Annotated in this window: 14 protein-coding genes; 7 read left to right on the forward strand and 7 right to left on the reverse strand. The window is 40.2% G+C overall.

Annotated elements, in window-relative coordinates; genetic code table 11:
• Positions 1–3: 3 nt before the first annotated feature.
• Genes AC52J8_RS15380 through cysM form a run of 4 tightly spaced genes read right to left on the reverse strand, consistent with a single transcriptional unit; the run spans position 4 to position 5505 of the window.
• Positions 4–2310 carry a RelA/SpoT family protein gene (locus tag AC52J8_RS15380; protein ID WP_002117181.1) on the reverse strand — a complete coding sequence of 769 codons (2307 nt, stop codon included), beginning with the start codon at positions 2308–2310 and terminating at the stop codon, positions 4–6.
• Positions 2311–2340: 30 nt separating this feature from the next.
• Entirely contained in the window at positions 2341–3732 is a 1392-nt protein-coding gene (rlmD, locus tag AC52J8_RS15385; protein WP_496538849.1) for a 23S rRNA (uracil(1939)-C(5))-methyltransferase RlmD, read from the reverse strand.
• A 9-nt stretch (positions 3733–3741) separates the two neighbouring features.
• Positions 3742–4560, reverse strand: coding sequence for a 3'-5' exonuclease (locus AC52J8_RS15390; protein ID WP_086400256.1), 819 nt, complete (start codon positions 4558–4560; stop codon positions 3742–3744).
• A gap of 12 nt (positions 4561–4572) precedes the next feature.
• Complete coding sequence (gene cysM / locus AC52J8_RS15395) at positions 4573–5505, reverse strand: cysteine synthase CysM (protein ID WP_002117176.1); 933 nt, start codon at positions 5503–5505, stop codon at positions 4573–4575.
• Between the two features lie 172 nt (positions 5506–5677).
• Between cysM and AC52J8_RS15400 the strand changes: the two genes are divergently transcribed.
• The 6 genes from AC52J8_RS15400 to AC52J8_RS15425 all read left to right on the forward strand — a co-directional run bounded on the left by AC52J8_RS15400 (position 5678) and on the right by AC52J8_RS15425 (position 12567).
• The gene (locus tag AC52J8_RS15400) at positions 5678–8485 is read left to right on the forward strand and encodes a GacS-like sensor histidine kinase (protein ID WP_496538850.1); all 2808 of its coding nucleotides are present in this window, start codon (positions 5678–5680) and stop codon (positions 8483–8485) included.
• A gap of 92 nt (positions 8486–8577) precedes the next feature.
• Positions 8578–9366: a crotonase/enoyl-CoA hydratase family protein gene (locus tag AC52J8_RS15405; protein ID WP_005066251.1), complete on the forward strand. Its 789-nt coding sequence runs from the start codon at positions 8578–8580 to the stop codon at positions 9364–9366.
• A gap of 12 nt (positions 9367–9378) precedes the next feature.
• Positions 9379–10248 carry an NAD(P)-dependent oxidoreductase gene (locus AC52J8_RS15410; protein WP_002117186.1) on the forward strand — a complete coding sequence of 290 codons (870 nt, stop codon included), beginning with the start codon at positions 9379–9381 and terminating at the stop codon, positions 10246–10248.
• A gap of 13 nt (positions 10249–10261) precedes the next feature.
• Positions 10262–11056 (forward strand): hydroxypyruvate isomerase family protein, encoded by a 795-nt coding sequence (locus tag AC52J8_RS15415; protein WP_017387608.1) that lies wholly within the window; start codon positions 10262–10264, stop codon positions 11054–11056.
• Positions 11057–11137: 81 nt separating this feature from the next.
• On the forward strand, positions 11138–11539 hold the full coding sequence (rsfS, locus tag AC52J8_RS15420) for a ribosome silencing factor (RefSeq protein ID WP_001047580.1): 402 nt from the start codon (positions 11138–11140) through the stop codon (positions 11537–11539).
• A 206-nt stretch (positions 11540–11745) separates the two neighbouring features.
• A complete protein-coding gene (locus AC52J8_RS15425; protein WP_086400258.1) occupies positions 11746–12567 on the forward strand; it encodes an SDR family NAD(P)-dependent oxidoreductase in 822 nt (273 codons plus the stop codon).
• A gap of 53 nt (positions 12568–12620) precedes the next feature.
• Here the strand turns inward: AC52J8_RS15425 and AC52J8_RS15430 are convergent, their stop codons facing one another.
• Genes AC52J8_RS15430 through AC52J8_RS15440 form a run of 3 tightly spaced genes read right to left on the reverse strand, consistent with a single transcriptional unit; the run spans position 12621 to position 15541 of the window.
• Entirely contained in the window at positions 12621–14075 is a 1455-nt protein-coding gene (locus AC52J8_RS15430; RefSeq protein ID WP_005079030.1) for an NAD(P)(+) transhydrogenase (Re/Si-specific) subunit beta, read from the reverse strand.
• A 12-nt stretch (positions 14076–14087) separates the two neighbouring features.
• A complete protein-coding gene (locus AC52J8_RS15435) occupies positions 14088–14402 on the reverse strand; it encodes a proton-translocating transhydrogenase family protein (protein ID WP_000230434.1) in 315 nt (104 codons plus the stop codon).
• An 11-nt stretch (positions 14403–14413) separates the two neighbouring features.
• On the reverse strand, positions 14414–15541 hold the full coding sequence (locus AC52J8_RS15440; RefSeq protein ID WP_002117245.1) for a Re/Si-specific NAD(P)(+) transhydrogenase subunit alpha: 1128 nt from the start codon (positions 15539–15541) through the stop codon (positions 14414–14416).
• Between the two features lie 238 nt (positions 15542–15779).
• Here AC52J8_RS15440 and AC52J8_RS15445 point away from each other — a divergent pair, with 238 nt between their 5' ends.
• Complete coding sequence (locus AC52J8_RS15445) at positions 15780–16706, forward strand: DMT family transporter (RefSeq protein WP_017387604.1); 927 nt, start codon at positions 15780–15782, stop codon at positions 16704–16706.
• Positions 16707–16765 lie beyond the last annotated feature (59 nt).

Genomic DNA, 16765 nt, shown 5'->3' on the forward strand with positions numbered 1-16765 from the left:
TTATTAAACGCCTTGAATCATGCGTCGAGCACTAATGATTCCCGGTTGCTGCTCTAGGCGAGCCAATAAACGAGAAAGCTGTGCTAAACCTTTAACCTCAATGAGCAACTTCATATTGGCAATACCATCTGCCTCAGAAATTGTATTAACCTGACGAATATTAATTTGGTCAGAGAAAATCACTTGAGTTAAGTCTTTAAGCAGACCACGACGATCATAAGCTTCCACTACAATTTGAACGCTTTGACCACGTGTTGGCTGCATTTCCCAATCAGCTTCAACAGCACGCTCTGGCTCTTGCTTAATCATACGCTGATAGTCAGAACAAATAACTTTATGGATGCTGACACCACGGTTCAAAGTAATATATCCAGCGATTGATTCACCATGCACCGGCTGACAGCACTGAGCAATGTGCAGCTCTACATTATCTAAACCATCAATTAAAATGCCATGTGCTGATAGCGTATGGCTGGCACGTGGATTTAATGTTGGTTTAAGTACTAGTTCAGGCTCATCCTGATCTAGATGCATTTGGCGGTTCACCTGATTAATCAGGGCATGTAAGCTAATATCGCCACTGACCAAATTCACCAAAATGTCGTCGCCGGTCTTCACATTAAAATGTGATGAATAATCGTTTAGGTCGATACTTTTTGGGTGAATCGCAAGACGAGCCAACTCTTTATTAAGCAGTTCACGGCCTACTTCAAGATTCTTACTACGGTCTTGCTGTCTAAACCAATGACGCAACTTGTCACGTGCACGAGAGGTTTTGATATAACCCAAAGAGTTCACCAACCAGTCACGGTTTGGTTCACGATCTTTTTTAGTTAAAATTTCAACCTGTTCACCCGTTTTTAAAGTATAGGTAAGTGGCACATAACGCTGGTTGACCCGCGCTGCATAACACTTATTCCCTACTTCTGTATGCACATGATAGGCAAAATCTAAAACTGTTGAGCCACGCGGCAATTCTTTAATATCACCATCACGACTGAAAACATAAATCTTCTCAAAGCCTTCAAAGTCTTGTAACTGTTCAAAGCCTTCTGTTTCATCTTCGTTTTGATGTACCGTCGTTTCATTACGCTCTTGATAGTGTTCTAAAACAGCACGTAATGAATGCAAACGATGGTTAAAGGAATGGTCGGTATTCTTTGAACCTTCTTTATAGTTAAAGTGTGAACATACGCCTAACTCTGCTTCATCATGCATCTCATGAGTACGAATTTGCACTTCAAGAGATTTATTTTCAGCAATTACAGCCGTATGCAAAGAACGGTAACCATTGGCTTTCGGATTGGTAATATAGTCATCAAACTGATGCGGAATATGACGCCAGATTTGATGTACGATACCTAAAGAGTGGTAGCACTCCGGCACACTATTGACCAACACACGCAAAGCACGAATGTCATAAAGTTGGTCGAAGCTCAGGTTTTTGCTCTTCATTTTTCGATAAATCGAATAAATGTGTTTTGCACGACCTGTAATTTCAGCTTCAATGCCGTAAGACGCTAACTCATTTTTCAAACGATCAATGACGAACTGAATATAATGCTCACGCTCTAAACGCTTTTCATTGAGTAATGAAGCAATCTCTTTATAGCGATCTGGAGCCAAATAGCGAAACGCTAGATCTTCAAGTTCCCATTTAAGCTGAGCAATACCAAGTCGATGTGCCAATGGCGAATAAATAGTAAGAATTTCACGCGCTACACGTTCTTGGCGTTCACGAGAGGAATTTGCAAGCTCTCGCAAAGAATAAGTACGTTCAGCAAGTTTAATTAAAACAACACGAACATCTTCTGTCACCGAAATCAGCATTTTATAAATGCCGCTTAGATGTTCTCGTTGATTATTATTAAAGTGATCTTCTAACCGTTTATTTTTTTCAATAAGTTCTGAGAGTTTACCCATTGCCAAAGTACCTTTGACAAGGTTGTAAACTTGCTCCCCGAATTTCTGTTTTACTTCTTCTATATCGGTAATGCCTTCACGCACACTACGATAAAGCATTGCTGCTGATAAAGTATCTTCATCTACATGGAGATGTGCCAGAATGTCGGCCATTCCAACGCCTGTAGCAAAAGTATTGGAACGATGATTAACCGTTGAATCTAACTCTTTTTGCAGGGTTAAATGAGCGACTTTTTCAAGTTGTTCAAGCTCCGCCCCATCTAATATTTCACGCACCCGATCCAACCATGAGGCTAAACCGATTTGCGTTTCGGCGGCATGCTCTACAGTCGTTTCCTCTGACAACTCGGTTAGTTGTTCAGGTAACTGTTCACGTACTGTGACCATACCATTCTCCTCAATATGTAACTCATGTTTTTAATCGTTTATCTCTTGAATTTTTTCAAATAGTGCAATGGATTCAACATGTTCGGTATGCGTAAACATGTCCATCACTGCTGCTTTTTTTAACTGGTAACCATATTGGACCAAAACACCCGCATCCCTTGCCAGTGTAGCTGGATTACATGATACATAAACGATTCTTTTTGCTCCAAAATTTGATACATACTGCATAATTTCATATGCACCAGCACGAGGAGGATCAATCAATAATGCATCAAATCCTTGATTTGCCCAAGAATGATGCGAAAAATCTTTTGTTAAATCTTGTGAAAAGAAGGTTGCTTGCACCAAACTATTGCATTTTGCATTAGCTGTTGCTCGCTGCACCATTTCTTCACTCCCTTCAACACCGACAACCTGACCACTCTCACCAACACATCGTGCTAACGGGAGTGAGAAATTGCCCAAACCGCAAAATAGATCAAGTACCTTTTCACCTGGTTGCAACTGAAGCAATTCACATGCCAATTGAACCATCTGTTCATTTACTGTGGCATTGACCTGAGTAAAATCCAATGGCGAAAAAGCAAAATTTACATTAAACCTTTCTAAGGCATAATGTAAACGTAAAGCACCTTGTTCATCATCAATACGACGAATGCTTTCAGGACCTTTAGGTTGCAAATACAACTGCCACCCTTTGTGTAACGCAAATTGCTTTAATTGGTTGACATCAGAATTGTTTAATTTTTCTACATAACGAACCAATAAAGAAATTTCATTATCACCTTTTGCTAATTCTACATGACCAATGTGCGCTTTGCCTTTTAGACTTTGGAGTAAAGTGCGTAACTCAGGCAGACTATTTGATAAGTTTTTATCCAAAACACTACAGCTATGGATCGAAGTTAAACGATTACTATGATGTTCGCGAAAACCCATGATTAAGCGATCTGGTTTTGGCAAATAGCGCACGCCTATTCGAGCACGACGACGATAATCACTTTGTAAAGATCGAATCGGTTCTAGCCACTGTTCAGGTTGAATACCTGCAAAATGCTGTAAATGTGACTGGAGTACATTTTGTTTTAAACGGATTTGTTCATCAGGATGAATATGCTGCATGCTACATCCACCACAGATACCATAATGAGGACAAATTGCCTCGATCCGATGTACTGAAGGTTCTCCTAACAACTGTAACATTTCAGCTTCTTCAAGACGCTTCGCTTGATGGGTAATCCGAGCTTTTACAGTTTCTCCTGGCAATGCATAACGAATAAAAACTTTTTTGCCATGCTTATCTGCAGGGTGCTCAGGATGAGAACCATAATGCGCAATTCCACGCCCCTCATGAGAAAGTGTTTCAACCTGAAAAATATATTCAGGCTGTTGAAGGTTGCGAGATTTGGCTTGTTGTTTCAAAGAATGAACCTAAAAATCTGAAGAATTAAAATAGTGAGAAGTAAATTCAGTATGTTTCGAAGTACGTTCCCATACTTCAAGGAAATCGGCCTGCTGTGGCATAGTCTGTAAATATTCAATACTCGAACTGATCCAGTGGTTATGCTCATCTGCATTTAATTGGCCTTTTAGTACTAACCAACGCAAATAAATAAACCATGTATTGAGCACATCCCCTTCACAATAGCTCGTCAATTTTAACCACTGTTGATTACGAACATATTCAGGCACATGATAACCCGACTCACCACGCTTACCCGGTAAACCTAAAATACAGGCAATATCATCAAGCTTTTGAAAATTACGACCATTAAACATTGCCATCACGTCCATTAAATCTATATGGCGATGGTGATAACGGTTTTGGTAATTATTAAAACGCTTTTGGCTATCAATCTCACCTTGATCAAACAGACCAGGTGCAGAGAGCCCATGATACATAGCGCGAAATAGGATAACTGGTAAATCAAATTGCGAACCATTCCAACTTACTAGAGTCGGATGGCGCTTATCAAAAATAGATAGAAATTTCTGTAAAATTTCGGCTTCAGAATATTGTTCTCGACTAAAAGAAAATAATCTAAAACCAGACTCATCCACCCATAAGCCAGAAATACAAACAATTTTATGTAAAGGCAAACGCTGAAAATCCATACCAGATTCTTGGCGACGGATTTTCGTCAATGCTTGCTCTACATCGGCCTCAGGTAAATCAAGATGATATAAATGCGCACCCGCTTTTAAATCAGTTAAAGTTTCAATATCAAAAACTAAGGTAGGGAAACGCATTATTTCTCTCAATTATGAGTTATCGTCCTGTACTGAAAACAGACCTGTAGACAAGTAGCGATCGCCACGGTCACAGATAATGCAAACAATAACAGCATCCGGATTTTCTTCTGCAATTTTGATTGATGCCCAAACTGCACCACCTGAAGATGTACCAGCACTAACACCTTCCATACGTGCTAATTTACGCATAGTTTTTTCAGCTTCAATTTGTGGAATATCAATAATACGATCCACACGGCTACTATCGAAAATAGTAGGTAAATATTCTTTTGGCCAACGGCGAATACCAGCGATACTTGAGCCATCAGCAGGTTGTAAACCAACAATTTGAATATCTGGGTTTTGTTCTTTTAAATACTTAGAAACCCCCATAATAGTACCGGTTGTGCCCATTGAACTCACAAAATGGGTAATTTTCCCACCTGTTTGCTTCCAGATTTCAGGACCAGTCGTTAGATAATGAGCTTCAACATTATCAGGATTACCAAACTGATTTAAAACGTGACCTTTGCCTTCTTTTTCCATTTGCAAGGCTAAATCACGTGCACCTTCCATACCTTGCTGTGGTGTTACTTCAATCAGCTCTGCACCATAAGCCAGCATCGCATCTTTACGCTCTTGGCTCATATTGTTCGGCATAATAAGTTTCATTTTATAGCCGCGCATTGCCGCAACCATAGCCAAAGCAATACCTGTATTACCGCTGGTTGCTTCAATTAATGTATCACCCGGTTTAATTTGACCACGTTTTTCTGCCTGCATAATCATGTTATATGCAGGACGGTCTTTTACAGAACCTGCCGGATTATTACCTTCCAATTTTGCTAAAACTATCGCTTGCGTATGAGAAGCTAATCGCTGCAAACGAACTAGAGGTGTCTTACCTACATAGTGATCTAACAAAAATTCGTCAGCTAAAAAATCAGGTTGTGTATTACTCATGATCAACACCTATATCGAGGTGGGCCTATTGTATGAAAAAATGCTCGGTACTGCACCCATTTCAATATGCTTTTTCATGAAAGCGATTAAAGCTCGGTCATTTATAAAATGCCGTCTGTTTTAAAATAAAGCGTGATAAGATGCCGTACAGAGAGATAAATCTGATGTAGCCATGTCTAATTTCAATAAAACCTTATCGAAACGCTTACGTCTGAATCATGCATATGGGCAATTGATTGCTCTTATTTTTGTGCCCATTATGATTTTAACGTGTGTTGGTGCTTTTCTGGTTTTAACTGAAACCTCGCATTCAGTAAAACAACAACAGCTACATCATGCCTCAGCAATTTTAGCCCGCTATAATCAAATCGCACTAGATTTATACCACCTAGTTGAACTACAGCCCGATGAATATGACCATGCTCAGCACATCATGCAAAGCATGTTTAATGAAAAAAATCTAAAACGTGCTGCGTTAATTGATAGCAATGGTCAGACTTATTTAAGTATCGGTTATCGAGACAATCGTTATTGGCCAAACTTTACTGAAAAAAATAATTTTTTTGGTCCAATCTCTTATAACCACAACAATATTTATGGACAGCGGATTAGCGACACACCCGGAAAAGCACCTGTCTGGCTTGTGATTGAAATGGATAATCAGCCACTAGAATTGGCACGTTACCGTATTTTGATTGCCCTCGTCATTACTGGCTTAATGACCTTACTGTTACTTTTACTTTGCTTGAATTTTTATTCGCGTCGGTGGATTGCACCGATGTACGAAATTCGCATGCAGTTGCAACGTTTAAATGCAGACACGTTGGACCAGCATATGGTCATTAACAGTACGGGTGAATTGCGCTTATTACAGCGTGATATTGCAAACGTTGTTAAACGATTGCACTTTAGCTTTTTAGAGTTAAAAGAACACACCGAACAAACCGAAGAAGACTTACGTAGAACTTTAGATACCTTAGAAGTTCAAAACATTAACTATCGTCAAGCACGTGACCAAGCGATTTCATCGAACCAAGCCAAATCGGTTTTTCTTGCCAATATTAGTCATGAGCTTCGAACGCCTTTAAACAGTATTGATGGCTTTATTCATTTATTACTTCGTCAACAAAACCTAAATAACGAACAAAATCTTTACCTGCAAACTATTCGCAAGTCATCAGCCCATTTATTGGCATTAATTAATGATGTATTAGATTTCTCAAAAATTGATGCAGGTAAATTAGAGCTAGAAACAGCACCGTTTGATTTAGAAGAAGCTGTCTTTGATGTCATGGATATGTTGTCTCCACTGGCTGCCCAAAAGCATATCGCAATGGCGTTTTACTATGCAGACAACATTCCACAACAAGTGATTGGTGATGCTTTACGCTTCAAACAAATTCTGACTAACTTGATTTCGAATGCGATTAAGTTCACTCCAGACGGCGAAATTATTGTTCGTGTTCGCATGGAACATGATGATATCGGACAATGCCTACTTCATTTTAGTGTTCAAGACAGTGGTATTGGTTTAAGCGGTACAGACCGTAAAAAATTATTTGAATCATTCTCGCAAGGTGATGCATCCGTTACACGTCAATTTGGCGGTACAGGTTTAGGCCTTGCGATCTCTAAACAGCTTGTTCATCTCATGCATGGTCAAATTGGCTTTGAGGATAACCAAGAACGCGCTCCGACAGAAAAAGGCTCTACGTTCTGGTTTACCGCACAATTTGTGGTAGATGAAGATTACGAGATTGAACATCCACACTTTGAGCATTTACAAGTGGTGTCTTATCTTGCACACCCTGCTACCGCAAGTGTTTTACGTTACTATCTTGAAAACTATCATGTTCCTCACATCGAAACACAATCGATTCTGGACTTATTTAGTCGTTTAAAACACCTTGATCAGAAAGATAATACATGGCTCATTGTTGACCACAGTGGTGATACTGAAGCCTTATTAAAAGAAATCCGTAGTCGTTATCAAGGTAATTTGGCAGTTTATGGTTATCAAATGACGCTTGAGCCAAACATGCTCAATGAATATCGTGCTCGCCCTCTCTATCAACCATTAAGCCGAAGCGGACTCATTCAATTATTAAATGATCAACCTATTTTTGAAGAGGAACAACAAGACTTTAATGGGCAGGGTTTACACATTCTGGCAGTCGACGATCACTTACCTAACCTAATTGTGCTAGAAGCCCTGCTAGGTGAGCTCAACGTTAGAACAACTAAAGCTCTCAGCGGTCAAGAAGCCCTGAACCTTATCCAAGAGCGAATTGATCAAAAACTCAAACCATTTGATTTAGTGTTCATGGATATTCAAATGCCTGTTATGTCAGGCATTGATACCACTCGCGCTATTCGTTCACTAGAGTCAACTTTAGATGGTGAAATGCAGCTTCCAATTATTGCATTAACAGCCCATGCCCTTGCCGATGAAAAACAAAAACTTCTCAAAGTCGGCATGAATGACTACGTCACTAAGCCAATTCAAATGGAACAAATTATTCAGATTTTAACGCAATGGACTAAAAACAACTTTACAGCAAAAGCTCCAGATAAAGACCATCATGTCGTTGCAGAAGCATTAGACCCAGAAATTCTAAACTGGCAACAAAGCTTGCAGCTTGCAGCAAACAAAGAAGATCTTGCTCAAGATTTACTTAAAATGTTAGTTGATAGTTTCCCAACTGAGCTAGACGAAATGCAGCAGCTCATGGAGCTTGAAGACTTCCCTCAACTTGAGCATGTTTTACATCGTCTTTATGGTGCTACCCGCTATGTAGGTACTCCAAAACTGCAACAAGTGACAGGTGATTTTGAGCAATTTATTTCAACACTACGCAAAGAACGCCGTATAGCCGATGAAGGATTTATTGAAGAAGTTATGAGACGCTTTGATGAGTTAGGCCTTGTGGTGAAAGAAGTAGAAAGTGCTGCTCATCAAATCTTGGTGATCCCTGACTAACATATACAAAATAGGCATGACTGAGCTGTCATGTTTCCAAATTACAGCCATGTTATGCTCCGCTTATCGATAAAAAAATAAGCGGGAATTTCATGGCACTTTTACGTATTGAAAAGAATAATGGCATTGCAACAGTTTATCTAAACCGTCCTGATAAACGTAACGCCATGAGTTTTGCCTTATTAAAAGAACTCGTTTCAACAGCAAAAGCCATTAAAAAAGATAGAGATATCCGCTGTGTGATTTTGACAGGTGAAGCACAAGTTTTTAGTGCTGGAATTGATTTATCTGATCTGAATAATCCAAAAAATTCTGCCTTTGCCATTTGGGAGCTTGTGAAACCTGGACAAAGCTTGTTCCAAAAAGCATTCCTGATTTGGCAAAATTTACCTGTACCTGTGATTGCAGCTCTTGAAGGATATTGTTTTGGTGCCGGAATGCAACTTGCCTTAGCAGCTGATATTCGCATTTCTCATCCAGACACAAAAATGTCGATTATGGAAAGCCGTTGGGGCTTAGTTCCAGATATGGGACTTACTCGTTCATTAAAAGGCTTAATTGGCGTTGATCTTGCAAAAGAACTCACCTTAACGGCCCGCGTTTTTGATGGAGATTATGCAAAAGAAATTGGTCTTGTAACTCATTTAAGCGACTCTCCGCTAGAAAAAGCAAATGAAATTGCCACTGAAATGTTACAACGCTCACCTGATGCTCTCACTGCTGCAAAACGTGTACTTGATGCAATGGAACACCAACCTGAAAAGTCATTGCGTCTAGAAAAAATCTGGCAACTTAAATTATTACTTGGTAAAAATAGCAAACTTGCTCGTAAAAAAGACAAACATCCTGAAGTTAATTTTTTACCACGCCAATATAAATAAAGAGCTTAGATTATGAATTTTGATCGCAACACCCCTATTGCTTTTTTAGGTATAGGGCTTATGGGGAGCCGCATGGCAACCCGCCTTATTCAAGCTGGCTTTCAAGTTGCGGTTTGGAATCGAACCCCTTCTGCATGTGAAGAACTGATTGATATCGGCGCACAGCCTTTAGATCTTATAAATATTGGCGAATATCCTGTTATTTTAATCTGTCTAGCAGATGACAAAGCCGTAGAGGCAGTATTTGAACAAATTCAGCCGAACTTAAAAGCTAAGCAGGTAATTGTTGATTTCTCGAGCTTATCTGTTGCTGCAACAAAAACGCTTGCTCAAACTGCTGCCACACATGACGTTATTTGGATTGATTCACCTGTATCAGGTGGAACAGCTGGAGCAGAACAAGGCACGCTTGTTATTTTTGCAGGTGGTGATGCTCAAACCATTACAGAATTAACGCCTGTTTATAATGTTTTATCTCAACGTGTAACACGAATGGGAGATACAGGAACTGGCCAAGCCACCAAAATCTGCAATCAACTCATTGTTGCAGCCAACAGTGCTCTTATTGCAGAAGCTGTTGCACTAGCAGACCGAGCTGGTGTAGATACCACTTTGCTCGCTCCAGCCTTAGCAGGTGGATTTGCAGATTCAAAACCTTTTCAAATTCTCACTCCACGTATGGCAACTCATACCTTTGAACCTGTTCAGTGGAAAGTTCAAACATTATCAAAGGATCTTAACAACGCAGTAACATTGGCTAACAATGTTAATTTAGATATCCCAGTTGCACAAAAAGCTCTATTACAGCTACAAACTCACCAAAAAAATGGCTTTGCCGAGAAAGATTTAGCTACTATGATTCAATTAATAGAGCAAAAATAAACGGAGTTTGAGTATGGGTCGTCTTGCAATCAATTTATCCATGATTTTTACCGAAGTTCCTTTAATTGAACGCTTTGCTCTGGCCCATGCTCAGGGCTTTGAATATGTCGAAATTCAATTCCCTTATGAATTGTCTATTGCAGATATTCAAACTCAACTCGAACGCTATAACCTCAGCCTTTGTTTAATTAATGTGCCTGCCGGTGATCTTATGCAAGGTGGAAACGGTTTAGCAGGCATTCCTGGCCAAGAAACAGCTTTCCATGAGGCATTAGAATTGGCTATTAGCTATGCCACGGCTTTAAACGTTCCTCGTGTTAATATTTTAGCGGGCAAACAACCACTAGATGCAGACTTGCTTCCTTGTTTAAAAACACTAGCAGCCAATTTAAAACTTGCCTGCAACTTACTCAGTGAACATGATATAGAACCCGTTTTTGAAATGATTAATGGCACGGATATGCCTCGCTTTTTGGTGCAGAACATTGCGCAGGGCCAAGAAATGCTAGAAGCAGTCAATCACCCTGCCCTCAAAATGCAATATGACTGCTATCACATGGCCATGATGGGTGAAGATGTACTTGAGGGTTTACAAGAGAATATTAACTTAATTGGACATATTCAATTTGCAGACTGTCCGGGCCGCCATGAGCCTGATACAGCTCAAATTCCTTATGAACAAATTTTTTCTTGGTTAAAGCAAAGTTCATATCAGAACTATATTGCAGCGGAATATAAACCTGAGAATGGTTCAAATCAGTCGTTTACATGGAAGAAAAAATACTTTTCTGATGATGTAAATATATAAACTGTTACGACTTCTGTTTGAAATTTAGTGCGAAAACCACTATATTAGATAGTGAGTAATTGTCAGGAAAATATACCCTATATGAATTTAGAACCATCGCCCAGCGTGTCTAATTCTCACGATTTCGCAATGAACACCTCAAATAAAGACGTACAAGCTTGTCTCAAAGTCGTCCACGACGCTTTAGTTGATGTAAAAGCAAAAGATATTCTCCAGTTAGATGTTAGCTCAATTAGCAATGTCGCTGATGCTATTGTAATTGCAAGTGGTACTTCTACTCGCCATGTCAAAGCACTTGCTGACAATGTTGCAGAAGAAGCTCGAAAAGCCGGTTTCCGCCCGATTGGCGTTGAAGGTGAACGAGATGCAGAATGGATCTTGATTGATCTCGGCTTTGTTGTAGTACACGTAATGCTACCAACAGCTCGTAAATTCTATGATTTAGAAAGCTTATGGCGTACCGCTCCAGAGTCGGTTGCTTAAAATTTTGCTTTTAAAAAAAGCGGCTCTTTTGAGCCGCTTTTTTTATTTATCCACATCTATTTTAATCACTTTCAAATACCATACCCTATCCCCAAAACACCAATCATCACATATATCTAAATTTGACATGACAAATTGTCAAATTTACAGCACTATACAAATTCTTGAAGTCCCCACCAATAAATAGCATAACTGGAGTACAGAAAGTGAAGATATTAATTACAGGTGCTAATACGGGCATAGGTTTCGCCACAGCAGAACAACTCGTTAAACAAGGGCAACATGTGATTTTGGCATGTCGAAATCCACAAAAAGCGCAAGAGGCGCAAAACAAGCTACGTTCACTCAATCAAGGCCAGGTCGATTTAGTTTCCCTCGATCTAAATAGCCTTGAGTTAACCCAAAAAGCAGCAGATGAAATTGCTGATCGCTATGGCAACCTTGACGTACTCATTAATAATGCAGGTTTATTTTCCAAAACAAAGCAACTGACCAATGAAGGCTTTGAGCAACAATTCGGGGTTAATTATTTAGGCCATTTTTTATTAACTCAAAAACTACTCCCAGTTTTACAACAATCTCCTAAAGCGCGCATTATTCATCTTGCATCTATTGCTCACTGGGTGGGCTCAATTAAACCCAACAAGTTTCGTGCAGAAGGTTTTTACAATCCCCTGTTCTATTACGGACAATCAAAACTTGCGAATTTACTATTCAGCAATGCATTAGCAGAACAGTTAGCTGGAAGTTCAATTACCAATAACGCACTACATCCAGGCGGTGTCGCTTCTGATATTTATCGCGACTTACCCAAACCTGTCTATGCAGCGATGAAATTAGGCCTAGTCCCAACCTCAGTTCCAGCAAAGCTCATTACAGAAATGGCAACTTCTGAGGCATGGCAGAACCGTAATGGCGAATATGTCAGCGCACATATGCCAGACTGGAAATCATCACATGCTAAAAATCAGCAACTTGCACGTGACCTCTATCAACAATCTATGGGCCTTGTAGAAAAATTTCTTTAAAAAACAGCCCAAATAAAAAACCACCCGAAGGTGGTTTTTTATTTCAAAGCAACTTAGTGGCCTGTACCGTTAATTGCTTTTGTCATATCTTCAACAACCTTCTTGGCATCACCAAAGATCATCATTGTTTTTTCGTTATAGAACAAATCGTTGTCTAGACCAGCATAACCAGTTGCCATAGAACGCTTAATCACCATGATTGTACGCGCTTTATGAGCCTCAAGAATCGGCATACCATAAATCGGTGAGCTTGGATCATCTTTCGCAGCTGGGTTTACAACATCGTTTGCACCAATTACAAGTACTACGTCAGTTGCAGGGAAATCTGAGTTGATCTCATCCATTTCCAAAATGTCTTCATATGCTACGTCTGCCTCAGCAAGTAGTACGTTCATATGACCAGGCATACGACCCGCAACCGGATGAATTGCAAAACGAACCGTTACACCCTGTTCTTTCAAAAGTTCACACAACTCTTTTACAGCATTTTGAGCACGACCTTGCGCCATACCATAACCCGGTACAATCACAACGCTATCCGCATTTGACATTAAGAAGCCAGCATCATCAGCAGAACCTGAACGGTAGTTACGTTGAACTTGTTCACCTTTATCTGCGGATGCAACTGCTGCACCACCCATTGCTCCACCGAACAATACATTGATGATCGAACGGTTCATTGCTTTACACATGATGTACGACAGAATCGCACCAGATGAACCTACAAGCGAACCCGCAACGATCAACATGTTGTTTTCAAGAGTAAAACCAATACCTGCCGCTGCCCAACCAGAGAATGAGTTAAGAAGCGATACCACTACAGGCATATCACCACCACCCACCGGTGCAATCCAAACCCAACCAAATGCAAGTGCAAGTGCTGTCATTGCCCAGAATGCAGTCATGTTGCCAGTTGTGAAGAAGTAGAAACCACAAGCCAACATCGCAACAAAGATAAGTGCTTGAACAGGTTTAACCCATGCACCAGAAATTGTTTTAGCCCATTTTTTCGCAGCCAATTTACCGTACGCAAACACAGATGCAGTAAAGGTAATCGCACCAACGAAACAACCAACAAACAATTCAAATAAATGAACCTTACTCATGTGTGCATGCTGCACGCCAGCTGCTGTTAAAGCCGCCTCATTTTGAGCGAATAGTTCAGTAAGTTGGTTGTTATGTAAAATTGCAGCAATCGCAATTAATACCGCAGCCAAACCCACCAATGAGTGCATAAGCGCAACAGTTTCCGGCATTTGCGTCATTGGCACTGTACGTGCACGCGCAATACCCACGATTGCACCTAGCACCATTGCCCCAACGATCATCCAAATAACTGGATTATTGGCAACAAAGAAGGTTGTTACAACTGCAATCGCCATTGCGATCATACCGTAACGGTTACCTTGAATTGCTGTTTTAGGGCCAGATAAGCCACGAAGCGTCAAGATAAAGAGGATTGCGCCAACAAGGTACAACCAGTTTGCATTTGCTTGAATAAATTCCATGTCAAAGCCCTCTTATTTCTTTTGCTTAGGCTTGAACATTTCCAGCATGCGTGCAGTTACTGCAAAGCCACCGAAAATATTAATGCTTGCCAAAAATACTGCAATCGCACCGAGTACGCTCACCACATTCACACTTTGAAATGCAACGTTAGCATCTACACCTAAAACTGGCAGACCTACAGTTTGCAACATCGCACCTACCACAATAATAGATGACAAAGCATTGGTTACCGCCATAAGTGGTGTATGCAAAGCTGGCGTAACACCCCAAACCACGTAATAACCTACGAAGATGGCAAGGACGAAAATTGTAATAGTTTCAACCATGAGAAATCTCCTTAACCACGCTTAAGCAGTACTTGACCGCCATGAGTGACTAATAGGGCTTTTTGGATTTCGTCTTCCTGATTAATCGCAAAGTTTTTCTCTTTGTCGAATAAGGTCTCTACGAAATTAAAAACGTTACGCGCATACAATGCAGAAGCTTCTGTTGCTACAGTTGCCGGAATATTTGGAACACCCAAAATTTTCACGCCATTTTCTGTAAACACAGTCTCACCAACTTTAGAGCCTTCAACGTTACCACCAGTTTCAACAGCCATATCTAAAATGACAGAGCCTGGTTTCATCTTGGCAACAGTTTCAGCTTTAATCAGACGCGGCGCATCACGACCTGGTAACAATGCAGTAGTAATCACGATATCAGCATTAGAAACAGCTTTATCTACAATCGCAGCTTGGTCTTTGATGTATTGCTCACCCGGCATCCATCCATAACCATTTTTAGCGGCATCTGCTGCACGTTGTTGTTCTTCTTCAGACATTGGGACGTCTAACCACTTACCACCTAAAGACTCAACTTGATCTTTAGCTGTAGGACGTAAGTCTGTCGCTTCAACAATTGCACCTAAACGTTTTGCAGTTGCAATCGCTTGAAGACCAGCAACCCCAACACCCATGATTACAACACGCGCAGGCTTTACAGTACCCGCAGCAGTCATAAGCATTGGGAACATGCGTTGATATTCAGCAGCAGCAAGTAAAACTGACTTATAACCAGCTAAGTTTGCTTGAGAAGACAACACATCCATGTTTTGTGCACGAGAAAGCGTACGAGGAAGCAGTTCTAAAGCAAAAGCAGACACTTGTTGATTCGCAAACTGATCTAGCTCGGTATTACGATAAGGATCAAACATTGCTACAACAGCGGTATTTGCTGCAAGTTTCTGAATTTCCCCGCCCTGTGGTGCGCGAACTTTCAAAATAATTTGACTACCCGTATAGGCATCATCCGTAATGGTTGCACCGACCTGTTCATAAGCACTGTCAATGTACGCAGCCTTTACACCAGCACCACGTTCAATCACAACGCTATGACCAGCGCTAATCAACTTCTTTACTGTCTCTGGCGTAGCAGCTACACGATTTTCACCGACGACAGTTTCGGTTGGGATTCCGATCTGCATGAGCGTTCCTCAAGCTAATTTCTCATTGTCAAAAACATTGCAAGCTGCAATGTTTCCCCCATGTGTATTCTTTGTACAGAATTTGGATTCTAATTGAACTTTTTTAAAATACCACCCACTATTTATTTAATAAATACCCATATTTTGAACTGATGATTCACGATATTTGTTTAGAGGTGTAATATGGGAAGGTTTTTCTTTTTTTGCAGACAATAGTCTCTCTTATACAGTCCTGTATATGAAAATTTCTTTATCTTCGTTTCAAATCGGGTCTTTTTTTGCTCTTTGCTCTGCGTTTCTATTCAGTACAAAAGCAATCTTTATTAAACAGACTTATGCCCTTTCTCCATTAGTAGACGGTACGGTCCTGATGGCTTTACGTATGTTAAGCGCTTTACCGTTCTTTCTATTAATTTGCTGGTTTAACAGGCATCATAATCAGGGCATAAAAAAGAAGGATTGGCTAATTTTAATTTTTGCCGGTCTATTAGGCTACTATTTTGCAAGTTGGCTCGATTTCATGGGCCTTATGTTTATTAGTGCCTCTTTAGAACGAATTATTCTATTTTTATATCCCACGCTTACTGTCATCGTATCAAGCTTACTCTACAAACAAAAATTAGATGTAAAAAGTTTCTTTGCCATTTTTCTTAGTTATGGTGGAACCGTGCTGGTTATGCTTCAGGAGCATAACAACGCACCAATTCAGGGCAACTTCTGGTTAGGGACAAGTTTCGTATTTGCAAGTGCCGTGGCTTTCGCCGGCTATTTGTTGCTGACGCCACCTCTCATTAAGAAATTTGGTTCTTGGAATTTCACAGGGTTAGCCTTAACTGTGGCTTGTATCGGTACATTAACTCATTACGCATTAAGCACACCTCATCCAATTCAACTCCTATTACAACTCCCCTCTAGTGTAATTTGGTATGGCATTGGCTTAGGCTTTTTAGTTACCGTATTACCCACCGTTATGCTCATGCAAAGCATTGAACGATTAGGTGCCTCTCAATCTGCAATGATTGCTTCAATTGGACCAGTTTTAACGATTTTGCTTGCCGTTGCTTTTTTAAATGAACATCTCAATATGTGGCAATGGGTCGGCTGCCTTCTTAATATTGTCGGTGTCATGATGATTACTCTCAGAAAGAAAAGACTAAAACATTAAATTCTCTTGACCTCAACTTAAGTTGAGGTTGGATACTCATCTAAATTTTAATAAACGGT

This window comes from Acinetobacter sp. S-1 (assembly GCF_059579785.1).

Bases quoted from the DNA above. Each gene is read 5' to 3' on its own strand.
- AC52J8_RS15380 (WP_002117181.1), bottom strand. From the start codon at position 2,310: ATGGTCACAGTACGTGAACAGTTACCTGAACAACTAACCGAGTTGTCA.
- AC52J8_RS15390 (WP_086400256.1), bottom strand. From the start codon at position 4,560: ATGCGTTTCCCTACCTTAGTTTTTGATATTGAAACTTTAACTGATTTA.
- cysM (WP_002117176.1), bottom strand. From the start codon at position 5,505: ATGAGTAATACACAACCTGATTTTTTAGCTGACGAATTTTTGTTAGAT.
- AC52J8_RS15400 (WP_496538850.1), top strand. From the start codon at position 5,678: ATGTCTAATTTCAATAAAACCTTATCGAAACGCTTACGTCTGAATCAT.
- AC52J8_RS15405 (WP_005066251.1), top strand. From the start codon at position 8,578: ATGGCACTTTTACGTATTGAAAAGAATAATGGCATTGCAACAGTTTAT.
- AC52J8_RS15410 (WP_002117186.1), top strand. From the start codon at position 9,379: ATGAATTTTGATCGCAACACCCCTATTGCTTTTTTAGGTATAGGGCTT.
- AC52J8_RS15415 (WP_017387608.1), top strand. From the start codon at position 10,262: ATGGGTCGTCTTGCAATCAATTTATCCATGATTTTTACCGAAGTTCCT.
- rsfS (WP_001047580.1), top strand. From the start codon at position 11,138: ATGAATTTAGAACCATCGCCCAGCGTGTCTAATTCTCACGATTTCGCA.
- AC52J8_RS15430 (WP_005079030.1), bottom strand. From the start codon at position 14,075: ATGGAATTTATTCAAGCAAATGCAAACTGGTTGTACCTTGTTGGCGCA.
- AC52J8_RS15435 (WP_000230434.1), bottom strand. From the start codon at position 14,402: ATGGTTGAAACTATTACAATTTTCGTCCTTGCCATCTTCGTAGGTTAT.
- AC52J8_RS15440 (WP_002117245.1), bottom strand. From the start codon at position 15,541: ATGCAGATCGGAATCCCAACCGAAACTGTCGTCGGTGAAAATCGTGTA.
- AC52J8_RS15445 (WP_017387604.1), top strand. From the start codon at position 15,780: ATGAAAATTTCTTTATCTTCGTTTCAAATCGGGTCTTTTTTTGCTCTT.